We start from the raw sequence: 18,063 nt of genomic DNA on the forward strand, positions 1-18,063 counted from the left end.
CGGTGGGCTGGTGGGCCGGCTCCCCCCCCCTGCTGTGCCGTCGACCGGTGTGACCGATGGAGCCGCGCCCCCGGGACGGGTGCGCGGCTCCTTACGGCGGTGCCTGCTAGGCCCAGGTGATGAGCTTCTTCGGCTGCTCCAGGATCGCCGCCACGTCCGCGAGCACCTTCGAGCCCAGCTCGCCGTCGACCAGGCGGTGGTCGAAGCTCAGCGCCAGCGTGGTGACCTGGCGTGGCTTCACCTTGCCCTTGTGGACCCAGGGCTGGAGCTTGATCGCGCCGATCGCGAGGATCGCGGATTCGCCGGGGTTGAGGATGGGCGTGCCGGTGTCGACGCCGAAGACGCCGACGTTGGTGATCGTCACCGTGCCGCCCTGCATGGCCGCCGGGGACGTCCTGCCCTCCCTCGCCGTCGACACCAGCTCCCCGAGGGCCTCGGCCAGCTGCGGGAGCGTCTTGTCGTGGGCGTCCTTGATGTTCGGGACGATCAGACCGCGCGGGGTGGCCGCGGCGATGCCCAGGTTGACGTAGTGCTTGAGCACGATCTCCTGGTTCGCCTCGTCCCAGGACGCGTTGATCCCCGGGTTGCGCTTGATGGCGACCAGGAGGGCCTTGGCGATCAGGAGGAGCGGGTTGACGCGCAGCCCCTGCAGGTCCTTGTCCTGCTTGAGCTCCTCGACCAGCTTCATGGTGCGGGTCACGTCGATCGTCACGAACTCGGTGACGTGCGGCGCCGTGAACGCCGAGCCCACCATGGCCGCCGCCGTCGCCTTGCGCACGCCCTTGACCGGGACACGGGTCTCACGGGCCGTGTCGTACGCCGGAACCGGCGCCGGGGGCGCGGAAACAGCGGGAGCCGTCACGGGCTCCGCGGCCGGCGGTGCCACCGCCGCATGGACGTCCTCGCGCGTGATGATGCCGTCCGGGCCGGACGGAACCACGGTCGCCAGGTCGACACCCAGGTCCTTGGCCAGCTTGCGCACCGGCGGCTTGGCGAGGGGGCGCGGCTTCTCGGCCGTACCCGCCGGGGCGGCCGCGGTGACCGGCCCGTGGCCGTTGAGCTCCTTCTGGACCGCCGACGAGGCCTCCGGGACCAGCACCTCGGGGCCCTTGCGCGGGCGGCGCTTGGTGGAGGACGCGGCGACGCCGTACCCCACCAGCACCGGCTGGCGGCCCGAGCCCTCCGGCTTCTTCTCCTCGACGGGGGCAGCAGGAGCGGCGGCCTGCGCCGGGGCGGGCGCCGCGGCCCCGCCCGACACGTCGACCGCGATGATCGGCGTGCCCACGTCCACCGTGGAGCCCTCGGGGAAGTGCAGGTCGCGGACCACCCCGTCGTACGGGATGGGCAGCTCCACCGCGGCCTTGGCGGTCTCGACCTCGCACACCACCTGGCCGTCGGTGACCTGGTCGCCGGGCTGGACGTACCACTTGAGGATCTCGGCCTCGGTGAGGCCCTCGCCGACGTCCGGCATCTTGAACTCGCGTACGGACGCTTCCGTCATCGTCGTCACGACCCTCTCCTCAGTACGCCAGGGCGCGGTCGACGGCGTCGAGCACCCGGTCCAGGCCCGGCAGGTACTCCTCCTCCAGGCGGGCCGGCGGGTACGGGGCGTGGTAGCCGCCGACCCTGAGGACCGGTGCCTCCAGGTGGTAGAAGCAGCGCTCCGTGATGCGGGCGGCGATCTCCGCGCCCGTGCCGAGGAACACCGGCGCCTCGTGGACGACGACCAGGCGGCGCGTCTTCTCCACGGACGTCTGGATCGAGTCGAAGTCCAGCGGGGACATCGAGCGCAGGTCCAGGACCTCGAGGGACTTGCCCTCCTCGGCGGCCGCGGCGGCGGCCTCCAGGCAGAGCTTCACCATCGGGCCGTAGGCGACGAGAGTCAGGTCGGTGCCCTCGCGGACGACCTGGGCCTTGTGCAGCGGACCGGGAATGGCTTCGGTGTTGACCTCCGCCTTGTCCCAGTAGCGCCGCTTGGGCTCGAAGAAGATCACCGGGTCGTCGCTCTGGATGGCCTGCTGCATCATCCAGTAGGCGTCCGACGCGTTCGCGGGGCTGACCACCTTCAGGCCCGCCACATGCGCGAAGAGCGCCTCGGGGGACTCGGAGTGGTGTTCCACCGCGCCGATGCCGCCGCCGTAGGGGATGCGGACGACGACCGGGAGCTTGACCTTGCCGAGCGAGCGCGCATGCATCTTCGCGAGCTGCGTGACGATCTGGTCGTAGGCGGGGAAGACGAAGCCGTCGAACTGGATCTCCACGACCGGGCGGTAGCCGCGCAGGGCCAGACCGATGGCCGTACCGACGATTCCGGACTCGGCGAGCGGGGTGTCGATGACCCGGCTCTCGCCGAAGTCCTTCTGCAGGCCGTCCGTCACACGGAAGACTCCGCCCAGCTTGCCGACGTCCTCACCCATGATCAGGACCTTGGGGTCGGACTCCAGGGCGCGGCGCAGCGACTCGTTGATCGCCTTGGCGAGAGCCATGCTCTTGGACGTCACAGTCTCAGCCATCTCAGTTGCCCCCCTCATCCGCGAACGACGCCTGGTAGGCGGCGAACTGGGCCCGCTCCTCGTCGACGAGCGCGTGCCCGTCCGCGTACACGTTCTCGAAGATCGCGAAGTGGTCCGGGTCCGGCATGGCGCGGACCGCCTCACGCACTCGTTTGCCCAACGCCTCGCTCTCGGCCTCGAGTTCCGCGAAGAATCCCTCGTCCGCGTGGTTTGAGGCCTCCAGGTACCGGCGCAGGCGCAGGATCGGGTCCTTCGCCTCCCAGGCCTCGCGCTCCTCGTCGGCCCGGTACTTGGTCGGGTCGTCGGAGGTGGTGTGGGCGCCCATGCGGTACGTGTACGCCTCGACGAGGGTGGGGCCCTCACCGCGGCGGGCCCGCTCCAGGGCCCACTTCGTCACCGCGAGGCAGGCCAGCACGTCGTTGCCGTCGACCCGGACGCCCGGGAAGCCGAAGCCCTGCGCGCGCTGGTAGAGCGGGACGCGGGTCTGCTTCTCGGTCGGCTCGGAGATCGCCCACTGGTTGTTCTGGCAGAAGAACACGACCGGGGCGTTGTAGACCGCGGAGAAGGTGAAGGACTCGGCCACGTCGCCCTGGCTGGAGGCGCCGTCGCCGAAGTAGGCGATCACCGCGCTGTCCGCGCCGTCCTTGGCGACGCCCATCGCATAGCCCGTGGCGTGCAGCGTCTGGGAGCCGATGACGATCGTGTAGAGCTGGAAGTTGTTGCTGTTGGGGTCCCAGCCGCCGTTGTTCACACCGCGGAACATGCCGAGCAGGTTGGTGGGGTCGACCCCGCGGCACCAGGCGACGCCGTGCTCGCGGTAGGTCGGGAAGACGTAGTCGTCCTCGCGGGTGGCCCGCCCCGAGCCGATCTGGGCGGCCTCCTGGCCGAGCAGCGAGGCCCACAGGCCCAGCTCGCCCTGGCGCTGCAGGGAGGTGGCCTCGGCGTCGAAGCGGCGGGTGAGCACCATGTCGCGGTACAGGCCGCGCAGCTCATCGGGGGTGATGCCGGCGACGTACTCGTCGTACTCGGCGTTCTTGACGCGCTCGCCCTCGGGCGTCAGCAGCTGTACGAGCTCGGGGTCGGTGCTCGGCGATTTCCTTGCGGTGGTCGTCTTGCCGGCCGTGCTCTTGGTACCGGCGCTGCGTCGCGGCTTGCGCGCGGCAGTGCTCTCCACGGTCACGTGTGCTCCTCCGTCGGTCCGGCATCCCGGGTTCGCCGGGATGCCAGTGCGGCTCGCCTGAAGCCCTACGGACGCACAGGGTGGGTGCGGCCCGGTCGGGGACAGGCGTGACAGGTGCCCCGGCGAGCGCCCTGCAAAAGGCACGTTACCCAGTGCTCCACATTTCTGTGAAACCCCTCCTGACCTGCGATTTTGCTTGGATTTCCAAGTAAATCGCGAAAGCCGGGAACATCTCCTGGTCACAGCCTTGCAGGGGGCCGGAACAACGGCACGTTATCCCGGTGACCCACGTCACGGGAAGAGTTCACCTCGGGCGAGGCGGGCGGCGGATCAGCCGGTGACGCCCGAGGTGTCGCCCGCCGTGCCGCCGTTGTCACCGCCGGCGACCGTCCCCGGGTCCGTCGTGTCGCCGGAGGACGGCGTGGACGGCGCCGGGTCGTCCGTCGGCTCCTCGGTGGTGGCCGGGTCCGAAGGCTCGCTCGGCCGGCTGCTGGGGGTGTGGGAGGGGGTGTACGACGGCGTGTACGACGGCGTGTAGTTCCCGGTCCCGGAGTTCGTGCCGGAGCCGTCGTCCGTGGAGGAGTCCGTCGGCTGGTCGGTCGGCTCGTCGGTCGGCTCGTCGGTGGCCGTGTTGTCCTTGGTGGTCTGCGAGGTGGTCGGCGACTGGGTGGTGCCGTCGCCGCCACTGCCGTTGCCGGCCTTGTGCAGCGCCAGCGCGACGCCCGCCGCGATGGCGATCACCGCGAGGACGGCGAGGATCCACAGCTTGCCGCGGCCGCTGCCCCTGTTGCCGTGCCCCTCGAAGCCGCCGTCGTCCCCGCCGCCGTAGCCCGTGGGCAGGATCGGCTGCGGGATCTGCGTCGTACCGGAGGAGTCGCCGGGGTGCGGCAGCACCGTCGTGCTCGCGAAGCCCGCGGCCGGGGTGTGCCGGCCCTCGTGCACGGTGACCGGGCCGGTGTTCCAGGTGCCGGTGTGGCCGCCCTGGTCGTACAGCATCTGCAGCCCGTACTGGACGAGGCCGCGCATCTCCTCGGCGGTCTGGAAGCGGTCGTCCGGCTCCTTGGCCAGCGCGCGCATGACGAGGCCGTCGAGCTCCGGCGGCACCGAGTCGGAGACCTCGGACGGCGGCGTCGGGATGTCCTGGACGTGCTGGTAGACCACCGACAGCGGGGTCTCACCGGTGAACGGGGGCCGCAGCGCGAGGAGTTCGTAGAGGAGGCAGCCCGTCGCGTACAGGTCGGAGCGGTGGTCGACGGCCTTGCCGAGCGCCTGCTCGGGGGAGAGGTACTGCGGGGTGCCCATGACCATGCCGGTCTGGGTCATCGTCGACTGCGCGCCGTGCAGGGCACGGGCGATGCCGAAGTCCATCACCTTCACCGCGCCGGTGTGCGTGATGATCACGTTCGCCGGCTTGATGTCACGGTGCACGATGCCGTGCTGGTGCGAGTAGGCGAGCGCCTCCAGCACCCCGGAGACGATGATCAGGGCCTGCTCAGGACCGGGAGCCTCGGCGTTGATCAGCAGGTCGCGGATGGTGCGGCCCTCGACGATCTCCATCACGATGTACGGGACGCTCTGGGCGCCCCCCGTGCCGTAGCCGCCCGGCACCGTGTCCTCGCCGGAGTCGTACACGGCGACGATCGCGTGGTGGTTGAGGCCGGCCACCGACTGGGCCTCGCGCGTGAAGCGGGCCTTGGAGACCGGGTCCTCGGCGAGGTCGGCACGGAGCAGCTTGACCGCGACGGTGCGCCCGAGGCGCACGTCCTCCGCGGCGAAAACCTCCGCCATGCCGCCCCGGCCGAGTCTGCGGGTCAGCCGGTACCGGCCGTCCCCGACCAATCCGCCGTTCCCCCACATTTCCGGCGCATCTGACATACCGCCGCCAGTCGCCTCGGGGTCGGACGGGCCCTGGGCGCGCTGCTGCTGTGCCATCAGTCCTCGCCGTCGTTTCTGCCCGCGGTGCGCGCGGTGTTGTTACGGTCTCCGTCGGCCACGCTACAGCCTCAACGCAAGCCGCCGTTCCGAGAAGGGGGCCGGAACCGGCACAGGACGGACCGGCCATCAAACCGTCGCCCCGTCAGTGCGTGCAAGTTCTGTGTACCGCCCGTACAGCCTCTGTAACGCTCCCGCGACGCTTCTATCGCGTACGGTCACGGATCGGGCACCGCGCTTGACGTGTCAGTGCCCTGGGGCAGACTTGGCCGGGAATAGCACTTTCGACCATCGGCAGTCAACGGCGCCTCAAGGCCCACGGGGGAAGCGGAACATGAGCCAGGACGGCGCACAGGGCCGGTATGCGGGGCGGGCGCTCGCCGGCGGCCGCTATCAACTGCGCGACCTGCTCGGCGAGGGCGGCATGGCCTCCGTGCACCTGGCCTACGACTCCGTGCTCGACCGCCAGGTCGCGATCAAGACGCTGCACACCGAGCTCGGCCGCGAGCAGGCCTTCCGCGAGCGCTTCCGCCGCGAGGCCCAGGCCGTGGCGAAGCTCACGCACACCAATATCGTCTCGGTCTTCGACACCGGCGAGGACAGCCTGGATGGCATGACCACGCCGTACATCGTGATGGAGTACGTCGAGGGCCGCCCGCTGGGCTCGGTGCTCGACGAGGACGCACGGCAGTTCGGCGCGATGCCCGCCGACAAGGCGCTGAAGATCACCGCGGACGTTCTCGCGGCGCTGGAGATCAGCCACGAGATGGGCCTGGTCCACCGGGACATCAAGCCCGGCAACGTCATGGTCACCAAGCGCGGCGTCGTCAAGGTGATGGACTTCGGCATCGCGCGCGCCATGCAGTCCGGTGTGACGTCCATGACACAGACCGGCATGGTCGTCGGCACCCCGCAGTACCTGTCGCCGGAGCAGGCGCTGGGGCGGGGCGTGGACGCCCGGTCCGATCTCTACTCGGTCGGCATCATGCTGTTCCAACTGGTCACCGGGCGGCTGCCGTTCGAGGCGGACTCGCCGCTGGCGATCGCGTACGCGCATGTGCAGGAGGAGCCGGTGGCTCCTTCGTCGATCAACCGGGCGCTGCCCCCCGCGGTGGACGCGCTGGTGGCCCGCGCGCTGAAGAAGAACCCGAACGAGCGTTTCCCGAGCTCCGAGTCGATGCGCGACGAATGCCTGCGCGTGGCCGCGTCGGTGCAGGCCGCCCCGCCGAGCATCGTGCCGGGCGCGCGCACCCAGAGCGGCACCGGGGTCGGCGCCGCGGTGTTCCCGCCGGTCGCCCAGGCGCCCCAGGCACCACCGGGCCCCGTACAGACGCCGTACCAGCCGCCCCAGCCCCAGACCCCGGCTCCGAACCCGTACAGCGCGCCGACGCCGCCTCCCTCCCCGGCGTACGGCTACCCGCAGCAGGGCGGCTACCGGACGCCGTCGCCGTATGCGCAGCCGCAGACACCGCCGCCGTACAACCTCGCGCCCCAGCAGCGGCCCGCCGGGCCCGCGGGCGGCGGCAGGACCAACAAGTCGGTGGTCATCGGCACGATCGTCGTCTCGATCATCGCCGTCGGCGGCCTGATCGCGGCCCTGGCGCTCAACGGCGGTGGCGGCGGCAGCGGCGGCGGCAGCGGAAGCGGCGGCAGCAGCCCGGACCCCACGACGACGCACGCGGCGGACTGGCGCGGGCCGGACACCACCAAGGTGATCGACTCGACGGAGTGCACGGAGCCGCAGGAGTCGTACACCGACGAGAACAAGATCCGGGTGCCCGACTTCCGGTTCAAGTACATCGACTCGGTCAGGGAGTGCGCGAATGCCGCGGGCTGGTCGCTGGTGGTCAACGACTACAACGAGAACACGTACGGCGAGGGCGCGGTGATCGACCAGTCCCCCGAGGCGGGCTCGGACGTCGACCCGGACAAGGTCGAGATCACGCTCGACGTCTCGACGGGCAACCCGTCCTGACCCGGGGCAGCCGTTCGCAGACATGACGAAGGGCCCGGCGGCTTCGGCCGCCGGGCCCTTTCGCTCACATCCCGGTAAGTCGCCCTGTGCCTACAGGTACGGCCCGCCCGAGCGGCCGGCCGTGGGGCCGTCCTCGCCCAGGTCGTGGCCGACGCCCGGCGGCAGCGCGCGCCGCATCTGCTCCAGCTGGGCCCGCGCGGCCATCTGCTGGGCGAACAGCGTGGTCTGGATGCCGTGGAAGAGGCCCTCCAGCCAGCCCACCAACTGGGCCTGCGCGATGCGCAGTTCGGCGTCGCTGGGCGTGCCGTCGTCCGTGAAGGGCAGCGAGAGCCGCTCCAGCTCCTCGACCAGCTCCGGCGCCAGCCCGTCCTCCAGCTCCTTCACCGAGCTGCGGTGGATCTCCTTGAGCCGGGCCCGGCTCGCCTCGTCCAGGGGAGCGGCGCGCACCTCCTCCAGGAGCTGCTTGATCATGCTGCCGATCCGCATCACCTTGGCCGGCTGCTCGACCTGCTCCGTCACCGGAATCTCGCGGGAGTCCTCGTTCCCGCCGCCAATCGCCATGCCGTCCTGGCCCACGACCAGGATCTGGGGGTTCTCCGGCGACCTGTCGTTCCTCGGCATCTCCATGCCGCCATTCTCTCGCACGTGTGCATCTCATCACCGTGGTGCCCCCTGTGGAGGGTGATCCACCGTTTGCGGTGCGGGAGTTTCCCTCACGGTGCGTGGGTTTCCGTCTGAGGCACAGCAGCCTCGCCTCGGTGGGGGTCCCCCCGGTTCGAGCGAAGTCGAGAACTGGGGGAGGTCGAGCCGGCGGATCTCGGTCGGCCTCCGTTCGGCAGATGAGCTGCTCCAGCACGAGCAGCCGCGCCGGTTCGTCCGGGTGCCAGGGCGTCCGGCCCGGCGCCTGTGCGCGCTGCCCCGTACGTACTCGTGCGGCGCGTCCGCCACGTGCCGGCCCTGCGCCTCGACGACCTTCCGCACCTTGACGCCGGGCGCGCCGACCGCCGGCACCAGCTTGATCGCCGGCTCGTCGCGCGGCGGGGCGGCCCGCCGCACGGAGCGCGCGAACCAGGCCCGCAGCTCAGCCCGGCCCGGCTCGGTCAGCGCCTACAGCGCCCGCCCGGCCTCGTCCTCGCCGTCCTGGACGACCATCCCGTCCCGTTCCAGCCGGCCGAGGGCCGCGTGGACCTGCCCGGTCTTCAGCCGCCGGGTGCCGGCCGTGCGCGCCTCGGACTCGGTGCGCAGCCGGTCGCCGTGGCGCGGGCCGTCTTCGAGGAGCGCCGGCAGCCCGTGACGAATCGACATACCCGGATTGTGCAGCGGGTTCGGTTTTTTGGCGGAACCCGGAATGCCGGAAGTACTGGCGAATGTGACGCTTGGGGCGTGAATCCATGGTTGCGTGCTTTGAAGGGGGCCGGACTGGTGGTGGGGGTGGGGACGGGCGTACTGGTGTTTCCGTGCGGGGGTGGTTCGTCGTACGGGGCTGTTGCGTCTTACGCGGGTGTGCCGACGCACGGGAGCTTTTCGACGCCCGGGGCCGTACCGGTACACGGGTCGTACGACGGTGGTCGCTCGGCTGCCGAGGGAGCCCCTGCTGCTGCTTCCCGGACCGCCTCCGCGTCTGCGTCCGCCTCCGCCTCCTCCACCGCATCCCCGCAGCCGTCCCGTGCCGGGAGCCGGGCGGGTGAGGGCCGGGAGCGGCCGGGGCGACGGGAGGCGGCGGACGAGTCCGCGGCCGCCCCCTCGGACGTGGGGGACGAGGACTCGTCCCAGGAGGAGGCGGACGCGGGACAGGCCGCCTCGGCCTCGCCGCCCGCGGAGGCGGGCCTGGTGCCCTCCGGGCCGGCGCAGCGTCCGGCCGCTCGAGCCGCCGGGCAGCCCGCCGAGCCCATCCTGCGGATCCTGCCGCTGGGCAGCGGACTGGTCCTGATCGGTCTCGGCCTGGGACTCGCCTTCATCGGGCTGCGGATGCGGCGGGCCTAGGGCCTGTCGTTTGGATCAGGTCGGCCGTAGGGAACTGCGCCTTGCAGCCGCCCCGTGCGGGGTCATGGGGGTCCCCCCGCTCGAGCGAAGCCGAGAGTGGGGGAGAGTGACGACAACGCCGCTGGGGGTCCCCCCACGCCCTTAAGGCAGTGGGGAGTGCGTGCCAGGGCCCGCGACGCCGAGCTGATCCAAACGACAGGGCCTAGGGCCGCCTGCCGTCCGAATCAGGTCGGCTGCCGGGAACTGCGGCTTGCGGGGCGCCTCCTCCGGGGGAGTGCCTGTCGGGGCCGCGAGGCCGAACCGGTGCGAACGACGGGGGCCCTGGGGAGGCGGGAATTCAGGGCACGACCAGCAGCACCTTGCCCACGTGACCGCTCTCCTCGACGACCCGGTGGGCCGTCGCCGCGTCGTCCATCGGGATCTCGCGGTCGACGACGGGGCGGACGTGGCCGGCGTCGAGCAGGGGCCACACATGCTCGCGTACGGCCGCGACGATCGCCGCCTTCTCGGTGAGCGGGCGGGCCCGCAGCGAGGTCGCGCTGACGGCGGCCCGCTTGTTCAGGAGCGTGGCGATGTTCAGCTCGCCCTTGATGCCGCCCTGCATGCCGATGATCGCGAGACGGCCGTTGACGGCGAGGGTCTGGATGTTGCGGTCCAGGTACTTGGCGCCCATGTTGTCGAGGATGACGTCGGCGCCCGCGCCGTCGGTGGCCTTCTTGACCTCGGCGACGAAGTCCTGCTCCCGGTAGTTGATCAGGATGTCGGCGCCCAGATCGGCGCACTGCCGCAGCTTCTCCTCGGTGCCCGCCGTGACGGCGACCTTGGCGCCGACGGCCTTGGCGAGCTGGATCGCCATGGTGCCGATGCCGCTGGAGCCGCCGTGCACGAGCAGCGTCTCGCCGGGGCGCAGATGGGCGATCATGAAGACGTTGGACCAGACCGTGCAGACCACCTCGGGCAGCGCGGCCGCCTGCTTGAGGTCGACGCCCTTGGGGACGGGCAGGAGCTGTCCGGCGGGGATCGTGACCTTCTCGGCGTAGCCGCCGCCCGCGAGCAGCGCGCACACCTCGTCGCCGACCGCCCAGCCGGTGACTCCGGTACCGAGCGCGGCGATGCGGCCGGAGCACTCCAGGCCGGGGTGGCGGGACGCGCCGGGCGGCGGGTCGTAGAAGCCCTGCCGCTGCAGGATGTCGGCGCGGTTGACGGCACTGGCCACCACCTCGACCAGGACCTCGCCCTCGCCGGGCACCGGATCCGGGACCTCGTCCCACACCAGCGCCTCGGGCCCACCAGGTTCGGGAATCGTGATCGCATGCATGAAGGGGACGCTACTCCCTGGCGTCGGCGGGCGCGGGCGTGCCCGTCCTCGGGCCGGCCCCGGTGCGGCGCCGCCACCGCGGATGCTCACTCCTGGCGCAGGGGCCGGGCGTCGGGTGCGACCTGAGCGCCGGGTGACGCCCGCACGATGGTGATCAGCCGGTCCGTCAACTGCAGTGTCCCGACGGCCGGATCGTCGTATCCGAGCACCCGGTGCCCGCGGACGACGCTCACGACCAGGTCCTCGGTCTCCCGCGGCGTCTTGCCCACCTCGGCCTTCACGACCGGCCGCTCGACCATGTCGAGCCCGCTGCCCTGCTGGATGAGGTCCTCCATGACCATGGCGGCCGCCGGGCTGAGCACGGACAGGCCGAGCAGGCGGCCGGCGGCGCTGGCGCTGGTGATGACCGCGTCCGCTCCGGACTGCTGGAGCAGCGGCGCGTTCTCCTCCTCGCGCACCGCGGCCACGATCTTCGCCCCGCGGTTGAGCTGCCGGGCCGTCAGCGTGACGAGGACGGCCGTGTCGTCGCGCTGGGTGGCGATGATGATCTGCCGCGCACGGTGCACCTCGGCCCGCTTCAGGACCTCGCTGCGCGTGGCGTCCCCGACCACACCGGCGTAGCCCTCGGCCGTCGCCGCCTCGACCACCTTGGAGCTGGGGTCGACCACCACGACCTGCTCCTTCTTCAGTCCCGTCGCACACACGGTCTGGATCGCCGAGCGCCCCTTCGTCCCGAAGCCGACGACGACGGTGTGGTCGCGCAAGGTGGACCTCCAGCGGTTCAGGCGCCATTCCTCCCTGGTGCGTTCGGTGAGGACTTCGAGCGTGGTGCCGACCAGGATGATGAGGAAGAGCACGCGCAGCGGCGTGACGACGAAGATGTTGGTGAACCGGGCGGCGTCGCTGACCGGGGTGATGTCGCCGTATCCGGTGGTGGAGAGGGTGACGGTGGCGTAGTAGAAGGCGTCGAGCAGGTCGACCGCCCGGTCGGAGTTGTCGTGGTAGCCGTCGTGGTCGGCGTAGACGATCAGGGCGGTCGCGACCAGGACCGCCAGGGCCAGTAACAGCCGTTTGGCGACCTGGCGGATCGGCCGTTCGACCACTTTCCTCGGCAGTCTCACCCGATGGGTCACGAGATGTTCGTCCGCCTGGCGGGCGATCGCGTCATGGCCCGGAAGTTTCACGTGAAACACACCCCGATTCCGGCGGACGCCCAGGGCAGGTCGAGGAGCTCCAGCTCCTGACCGGGGCGGGCGCCGCCCGGTGGGACGACGGCGAGGGCGTCGGCCGCGGCGATGCCGCGCAGCATGGCCGGGCCGTTGTAGTGCAGCGGCACGGCGCTGTCGCCGCGCAGCACGACGGGGATGAGCCGGGTGTCGTACGGATGCCCGTGGACCCCGTCCTGGAGGGGCAGACCGTACGGCTCCGGGGCGGCGCGTGCGGCGAGTGTGCGCAGCAGGGGTTCGGCGAGGGTGAGCAGGCCGGAGACCGCGGCGAGGGGGTTGCCGGGCAGGCCGACGAGGTGCTGGTTCTCCTTGGTGCGGGCCAGCAGCATGGGGTGCCCGGGCCGCACCTTCACGCCGTCCACGAGGAGTTCGGCGCCGATGCGCTGCAGGGTCGGGTGGACATGGTCGACGGGGCCGGAGGCCGTGCCGCCGGTGGTGACGATCAGGTCGGCCTCGGACCCGGTGACGGCCCTGCGCAGGGCTTTGGCGTCGTCGCCGAGCCGTCGTACGGAGGTCACCTCGGCGCCCAGCGCGCGCAGCCAGGGCGGCAGCATCGGTCCGAGGGCGTCCCGGATCAGGCCGTCGTGCGGCCGTCCCTCGGTGAGCAGTTCGTCGCCCAGGACGAGGACCTCGACGCGGGGGCGGGGGACGGCGGTGAGGGTGTCGTAGCCGGCGGCCGCGGCGAGGCCGAGTACGGCGGGTGTCACCAGGGCGCCGACGGGGAGGAGCTGGTCGCCGGTGCGGCACTCCTGGCCGCGGGGGCGGATGTCCTGGCCGTGCTGCACGTCCCTGGTGGCGTGCAGGCGGCCCTTGTCGTCGGTGCGGCCGTGTTCGCTGCGGATCACGGCGGTGGTGTCCGGGGGGATGCGGGCGCCGGTGGCGATACGGACGGCCTCGCCGTCGGTGAGGGCCTCGGGCTCGCCGTGTCCGGCCAGGACGCCCTGGTCCCGTACGTCCCAGGGGCCGGGTCCCGCGACCGCCCAGCCGTCCATCGCGGAGGTGTCGAAGGAGGGCAGGTCGGTGAGGGCGGTGAGGGGGGCGGCCAGGGTGAGGCCGAGGGCGGCTTCGAGGGGGACCGAGACGAGGGGGCGGCGGGCCCCGGACCGGGCGGCGCGCGCCGCGATGCCCCGGGCCTCGGGCCAGGGGGTGGCCCTGTGGTGGGCGTCGGGCTTGCGCGACGCGGAGGGGTTCGCGTCCTGCGGGGCGGGCGCGGGTACGGAGTCGCCTGGGGTGCGGCTGTCGTGGGTGCGGTGGTCGGGTTCCTTCACCAGGGCGAGCACCTCCTCGACGTCGAGGTCCTCGACGTCCTCGCCGGGCCGGGCGGAGCGGGCGGTCATCCGGCGTCCGGGCGGGTGTCGGGCGCGGCATCGGGAGCGACGTCGGTCTCGGCGCCCGCGGTCTTGTCCGTCTCGTCGGCCTCCTTGGCCCAGCGCAGGGCGAGGGCCTCGGCCTTGCGGGCGGCTTCGGCCACGGCTTCGGGGCCGCCGCCGGCCCGGCCGGCCGCGTAGCCGACGAGGAAGGTGGTCAGCGGTGCCGCGGGCCTGGCCACCCCGTGGGCGGCGTCGCGGGCGAGGTCGAGCAGGAGACCGGTGTCGACGTCGAGGTCGATGCCGAGCTCGTCCTTGGCTGCGGAAATCCATTCATCCAACACGTGCCCATGCTCCCTGATGCGTGCCCTGGCGGTGGCGATGTCGTCCCAGGTGTCGCAGTCGAAGGAGGCGACGGGGTCCGGGACGCGGGTGAGGTGGAGGGCGGCGGTCAGCCGGCGCAGCGGCAGCCCGGTGAGGCTGCCGTGTGCGGTGGCGAGCGCGGCCAGTTCGCGGCGCAGCGCGTGCGTGCGGTAGGCGGCCACGAGGGGCTGGTCGCGGCCGTCGGCGTCGGTGAGCAGGACGCCTTCGGCGTCGCTCGCGTGCAGTGCGCTCAGCAGTCGTCGCACGGTGGCCGCTCCGAGGAACGGCAGGTCGGCGGAGAGCAGCACGGTCTGGTCGGAGGTGGTGTGGTGCAGTCCGGCGCCGAGCGCGGCGAGGGGTCCCCCGCCGGGCGGGTCCTCACGGGCCCACAGCACCGGCCGGGCGGTGGGCCTGGAGGCGGCGACCACGACGGTCGCGCGGGCGTCGGCGCAGGCGGTCAGCACCCGGTCGAGCAGCGCCCGGCCGCCGACGTGCACGCCGGGCTTGTCGGCGCCGCCGAGCCGCCGGGCGGCGCCCCCGGCGAGCACGACGGCGTCGTACGCCTCGTGTGCCGGGGCGGCGCCGCGGTCGCCGGAAGGCTCGTGCGAGGTCATCCCCCGAGTATGCGTGCCCTCACGATCACAGGGAACGCATGGGCATCACACGGAACGTAGGGGCGCCACACGGAACGTGCGGGCGTCCTCGTCGTCACAGTGTGCGCAGCAGGACGGCCGGCTGTTCCACGCAGTCCGCCACGTACCGCAGGAATCCGCCCGCCGTACCGCCGTCGCACACCCGGTGGTCGAAGGTGAGCGAGAGCTGGACGACCTGCCGTACGGCGAGCTCGCCCTCGTGCACCCACGGCTTGGGGACGATACGGCCGACGCCGAGCATGGCCGCCTCGGGGTGGTTGATGATCGGCGTGGACCCGTCGACACCGAACACACCGTAGTTGTTCAACGTGAAGGTGCCACCGGTGAGTTCCCCGGGTGTGAGGCTGCCCGTGCGGGCCGCCTCGGTGAGGCGGGCGAACTCGGCGGTGAGCGCTTCGGCGTCACGCGCGTGTGCGTCCCGTACGACCGGGACGACGAGGCCGCGCTCGGTCTGCGCGGCGAAGCCGAGGTGCACCTGGTCGAGCCGGACGACCTCCCTGGCCTCCATGTCGACCGTGGAGTTGAGCTCGGGGAACCGGGCGAGGGCGGCCGTGCAGATGCGGGCCAGCAGGGCGAGAAGGGAGATCTTCGGCCCGCCGGCGGCGTTCATCGCGGCACGGGCGCGCATGAGTTCGGTCGCGTCGGCGTCCACCCAGCAGGTCGCGTCCGGTATCTCCCGGCGGCTGCGGGAGAGCTTGTCCGCCACCGCGCCCCGGATGCCCTTGAGGGGGATGCGGACGCCGGTGCCGGGTGCTGCGGCGGGGGTCGGCGCGGCTGCCTGGGGCGCGGCAGCGGTCTCCGCCGCCCGTCCCTGCGCCTCGGCGGCACGCAGCGCGTACTCCACGTCGGCGCGCAGGATCAGCCCGTCGGGGCCGGAGCCCGTCATCTCCTTGAGGTCCAGGCCGTTCTGCCGGGCGAGCCTGCGCACCAGCGGCGAGATCACGGGAACGGGTCCGTCCGCCGGCTCGCGTGCGCCGGAGCTTCCGTTCGCCTCCCGGGGCGCGGCGGGCGCCGGCTGTCCCGGCCGTACCCTCCGGCGTCGCGCGGGCGCCTCCGAAGTGCCGTAACCCACCAGCACGTTGCCCGAGCCCTCGCTCTCGCCCGCTGAGGCCGCCGGTCCGACCGCGACCGTCAACAGGGGGGCGCCCACGGGCAGTTCGGTGCCCTCCTCGCCGAAGCGGGCGGTGACCACACCGCCGTAGGGGCAGGGCACGTCGACCAGCGCCTTGGCCGTCTCGACCTCGACGACCGGCTGGTCGACCGCGACCACGTCGCCGACCTCCACCAGCCAGCGGACGATCTCCGCCTCGGTGAGCCCCTCCCCGAGGTCGGGGAGCCTGAACTCCAACACCTGTGCCATCAGCTCTCGGCCTCCCACTGCAGACGCCCCACGGCATCCAGGATGCGGTCCACGCCGGGCAGGTGGTGGCGCTCCAGCATCGGCGGCGGGTAGGGGATGTCGAAGCCGGCCACGCGCAGCACCGGCGCCTCCAGGTGGTGGAAGCAGCGCTCGGTGACGCGGGCCGCGATCTCCCCGCCCGGGCCGCCGAACCCGCCCGACTCGTGCACGACGACCGCGCGGCCGGTCCGCCGTACCGAGGCGCAGACCGTCTCGTCGTCGAACGGCACCAGGGAGCGCAGGTCGACGACTTCGAGGTCCCAGCCCTCGGCCCGCGCGGCCTCGGCGGCTTCGAGGCAGACGGGAACCGACGGTCCGTACGTGATGAGCGTGGCGCTGCGGCCCGAGCGCCGCACCACCGCGCGGCCTATCGGTTCAACGTCCGTCGGGTGCTCCGGGTTCCAGGAGTCCTTGGACCAGTACAGGCGCTTGGGTTCGAGGAAGACGACCGGGTCGTCGGAGGCGATCGCGGCGCGCAGCAGGCCGTAGGCGTCGGCGACGGTGGCGGGCGTGACGACATGGAGCCCCGGAGTCGCCATGTAGTACGCCTCGGAGGAGTCGCTGTGGTGCTCGACGCCGCCGATGCCGCCGCCGTAGGGGACGCGGATGGTCAGGGGGAGCGGCATGGTGCCGCGGGTGCGGTTGCGCATGCGGGAGACGTGCGAGATCAGCTGCTCGAACGCCGGGTAGGCGAACGCGTCGAACTGCATCTCCACGACCGGGCGCAGGCCGTACATGGCCATGCCGACCGCGGTGCCGAGGATGCCCGCCTCGGCCAGGGGCGTGTCCGTGCAGCGGTCCTCGCCGAACTCCTTGGTGAGGCCGTCGGTGACGCGGAAGACGCCGCCGAGGGTGCCGACGTCCTCGCCCATGACGTGCACGGTGGGGTCGGCGGCCATGGCGTCGCGCAGCGCGCGCGTGAGCGCCTGCGCCATGGTGGCCGGCTTGAGGGCGACGGTGGTCATCAGTGGCCGCCTTCCTGTTCCGCGTGCAGCTCCGCCTGCAACTGGGCCCGCTGTTCGCGCAGTTGCCCGGTGGGCTCGGCGTACACATGGGCGAACAGGTCCATCGAGTCGAGCACCGGGTCCTGGTTCATGCGCTCGCGCAGGTCTGCGGCCATGGTCTCGGCGGCGTCGCGGGCGGCCCGTATGCCGTCCTCGTCGAGCAGGCCGCGCTCGGTCAGTTCGTGCTCCAGGAGCGCGATGGGGTCGTGGGCGCGCCAGGCCTCGACCTCGGTGTCGCCGCGGTAGCGGGTCGCGTCGTCGGCGTTGGTGTGGGCGTCGATGCGGTAGGTGATCGCCTCGATCAGCGTGGGGCCGCCGCCCTCGCGGGCGCGGCGCACGGCGTCGGTGAGGACCTCGTGCACGGCGGCCGCGTCGTTGCCGTCGACCAGGCGGCCGGGCATGCCGTAGCCGACGGCCTTGTGGGCCAGCGACGGGGCCGCGGTCTGCTTGGCGAGCGGGACGGAGATCGCGAAGCCGTTGTTCTGGACCAGGAAGACCACCGGGGCCTGCCAGACGGCGGCGAAGTTCAGCGCCTCGTGGAAGTCGCCCTCGCTGGAGCCGCCGTCGCCGACCAGGGCGAGCGCGACCACGTCGTCACCCTTGAGGCGGGCGGCGTGCGCGAGGCCGACGGCGTGCGGCAGCTGGGTGGCGAGGGGGGTGCACAGGGGGGCCACGCGGTGTTCGTGCGGGTCGTAGCCGGTGTGCCAGTCGCCGCGCAGCAGGGTGAGCGCCTGGACGGGGTCGAGGCCCCGGGCGACGGCGGCGAGCGTGTCGCGGTAGCTGGGGAAGAGCCAGTCGCGGTCTTCAAGGGCGAGCGCGGCGGCGACCTGGCAGGCCTCCTGGCCGGTGCTGGAGGGGTAGACGGCGAGGCGGCCCTGCTTGGTGAGGGCGGTCGCCTGCACGTTGTACCTGCGGCCGCGCACGAGCTCGGCGTACAGGCGGCGCAGCAGCGCCGGGTCGACCTTCGCGGCGGCCTCGGTGCCGAGGACGCGGTGGGGCTCCGCGTCGGGCAGCAGCGGCGCGGGGTCGGTGCGGGGCTGCCAGGCGGGGGGCGGCGATGGCCGATACCCGCCCCGCTGCTCCATGACCGTCATGACGGCACCTCCTCGTGGGAGCGGCTTCAGGCGCGCCACGGGTGTGATGCGCCTCACCTACCGATTGTTCGGTCGTCGGCACATTTTGGCTACAGGCACCTCCAGGCTGTGGACAA

Annotated in this window: 15 protein-coding genes; 2 read left to right on the forward strand and 13 right to left on the reverse strand. The window is 72.4% G+C overall.

Annotated features, from left to right (window positions below; all coding sequences use genetic code 11):
- Positions 1-106 precede the first annotated feature (106 nt).
- The 4 genes from ACWC1K_RS39295 to ACWC1K_RS39310 form a co-directional block, all read right to left on the reverse strand.
- Complete coding sequence (locus ACWC1K_RS39295; RefSeq protein WP_450837822.1) at positions 107-1,510, reverse strand: dihydrolipoamide acetyltransferase family protein; 1,404 nt, start codon at positions 1,508-1,510, stop codon at positions 107-109.
- 10 nt (positions 1,511-1,520) lie between these two features.
- A complete protein-coding gene (locus ACWC1K_RS39300) occupies positions 1,521-2,513 on the reverse strand; it encodes an alpha-ketoacid dehydrogenase subunit beta (protein WP_351473216.1) in 993 nt (330 codons plus the stop codon).
- Between the two features lies 1 nt (position 2,514).
- On the reverse strand, positions 2,515-3,693 hold the full coding sequence (pdhA, locus tag ACWC1K_RS39305; protein WP_450696182.1) for a pyruvate dehydrogenase (acetyl-transferring) E1 component subunit alpha: 1,179 nt from the start codon (positions 3,691-3,693) through the stop codon (positions 2,515-2,517).
- 330 nt (positions 3,694-4,023) lie between these two features.
- Positions 4,024-5,625 (reverse strand): protein kinase domain-containing protein, encoded by a 1,602-nt coding sequence (locus ACWC1K_RS39310; protein ID WP_450837823.1) that lies wholly within the window; start codon positions 5,623-5,625, stop codon positions 4,024-4,026.
- Positions 5,626-5,959: 334 nt separating this feature from the next.
- Between ACWC1K_RS39310 and ACWC1K_RS39315 the strand changes: the two genes are divergently transcribed.
- Complete coding sequence (locus ACWC1K_RS39315) at positions 5,960-7,600, forward strand: protein kinase domain-containing protein (RefSeq protein ID WP_450837825.1); 1,641 nt, start codon at positions 5,960-5,962, stop codon at positions 7,598-7,600.
- Positions 7,601-7,690: 90 nt separating this feature from the next.
- Here the strand turns inward: ACWC1K_RS39315 and ACWC1K_RS39320 are convergent, their stop codons facing one another.
- Together ACWC1K_RS39320 and ACWC1K_RS39325 are read right to left on the reverse strand one after the other, a co-directional pair.
- Positions 7,691-8,227: a bacterial proteasome activator family protein gene (locus ACWC1K_RS39320; RefSeq protein WP_450837826.1), complete on the reverse strand. Its 537-nt coding sequence runs from the start codon at positions 8,225-8,227 to the stop codon at positions 7,691-7,693.
- Positions 8,228-8,707: 480 nt separating this feature from the next.
- Positions 8,708-8,905 carry a PadR family transcriptional regulator gene (locus ACWC1K_RS39325; protein ID WP_450837827.1) on the reverse strand — a complete coding sequence of 66 codons (198 nt, stop codon included), beginning with the start codon at positions 8,903-8,905 and terminating at the stop codon, positions 8,708-8,710.
- A 444-nt stretch (positions 8,906-9,349) separates the two neighbouring features.
- Here ACWC1K_RS39325 and ACWC1K_RS39330 point away from each other — a divergent pair, with 444 nt between their 5' ends.
- On the forward strand, positions 9,350-9,583 hold the full coding sequence (locus ACWC1K_RS39330) for a hypothetical protein (protein ID WP_450837828.1): 234 nt from the start codon (positions 9,350-9,352) through the stop codon (positions 9,581-9,583).
- 337 nt (positions 9,584-9,920) lie between these two features.
- Here the strand turns inward: ACWC1K_RS39330 and ACWC1K_RS39335 are convergent, their stop codons facing one another.
- The 7 genes from ACWC1K_RS39335 to pdhA (ACWC1K_RS39365) form a co-directional block, all read right to left on the reverse strand.
- Complete coding sequence (locus tag ACWC1K_RS39335; protein ID WP_450837829.1) at positions 9,921-10,901, reverse strand: NAD(P)H-quinone oxidoreductase; 981 nt, start codon at positions 10,899-10,901, stop codon at positions 9,921-9,923.
- 86 nt (positions 10,902-10,987) lie between these two features.
- A complete protein-coding gene (locus tag ACWC1K_RS39340) occupies positions 10,988-12,085 on the reverse strand; it encodes a potassium channel family protein (RefSeq protein ID WP_450837830.1) in 1,098 nt (365 codons plus the stop codon).
- A complete protein-coding gene (locus ACWC1K_RS39345; protein ID WP_450837832.1) occupies positions 12,082-13,464 on the reverse strand; it encodes a molybdopterin molybdotransferase MoeA in 1,383 nt (460 codons plus the stop codon). The genes ACWC1K_RS39340 and ACWC1K_RS39345 overlap by 4 nt, the downstream gene beginning before the upstream one ends.
- Positions 13,461-14,411, reverse strand: coding sequence for a DUF6457 domain-containing protein (locus ACWC1K_RS39350; RefSeq protein WP_450837833.1), 951 nt, complete (start codon positions 14,409-14,411; stop codon positions 13,461-13,463). The genes ACWC1K_RS39345 and ACWC1K_RS39350 overlap by 4 nt, the downstream gene beginning before the upstream one ends.
- A gap of 94 nt (positions 14,412-14,505) precedes the next feature.
- Positions 14,506-15,810: a dihydrolipoamide acetyltransferase family protein gene (locus ACWC1K_RS39355; protein ID WP_450837834.1), complete on the reverse strand. Its 1,305-nt coding sequence runs from the start codon at positions 15,808-15,810 to the stop codon at positions 14,506-14,508.
- Positions 15,810-16,814: an alpha-ketoacid dehydrogenase subunit beta gene (locus ACWC1K_RS39360; protein WP_450837835.1), complete on the reverse strand. Its 1,005-nt coding sequence runs from the start codon at positions 16,812-16,814 to the stop codon at positions 15,810-15,812. The genes ACWC1K_RS39355 and ACWC1K_RS39360 overlap by 1 nt, the downstream gene beginning before the upstream one ends.
- A complete protein-coding gene (gene pdhA / locus ACWC1K_RS39365) occupies positions 16,814-17,947 on the reverse strand; it encodes a pyruvate dehydrogenase (acetyl-transferring) E1 component subunit alpha (RefSeq protein WP_450837836.1) in 1,134 nt (377 codons plus the stop codon). Before pdhA (ACWC1K_RS39365) ends, ACWC1K_RS39360 begins: the two co-directional genes overlap by 1 nt.
- Between the last annotated feature and the right edge of the window lie 116 nt (positions 17,948-18,063).

This window comes from Streptomyces sp. NPDC001492 (assembly GCF_053597275.1).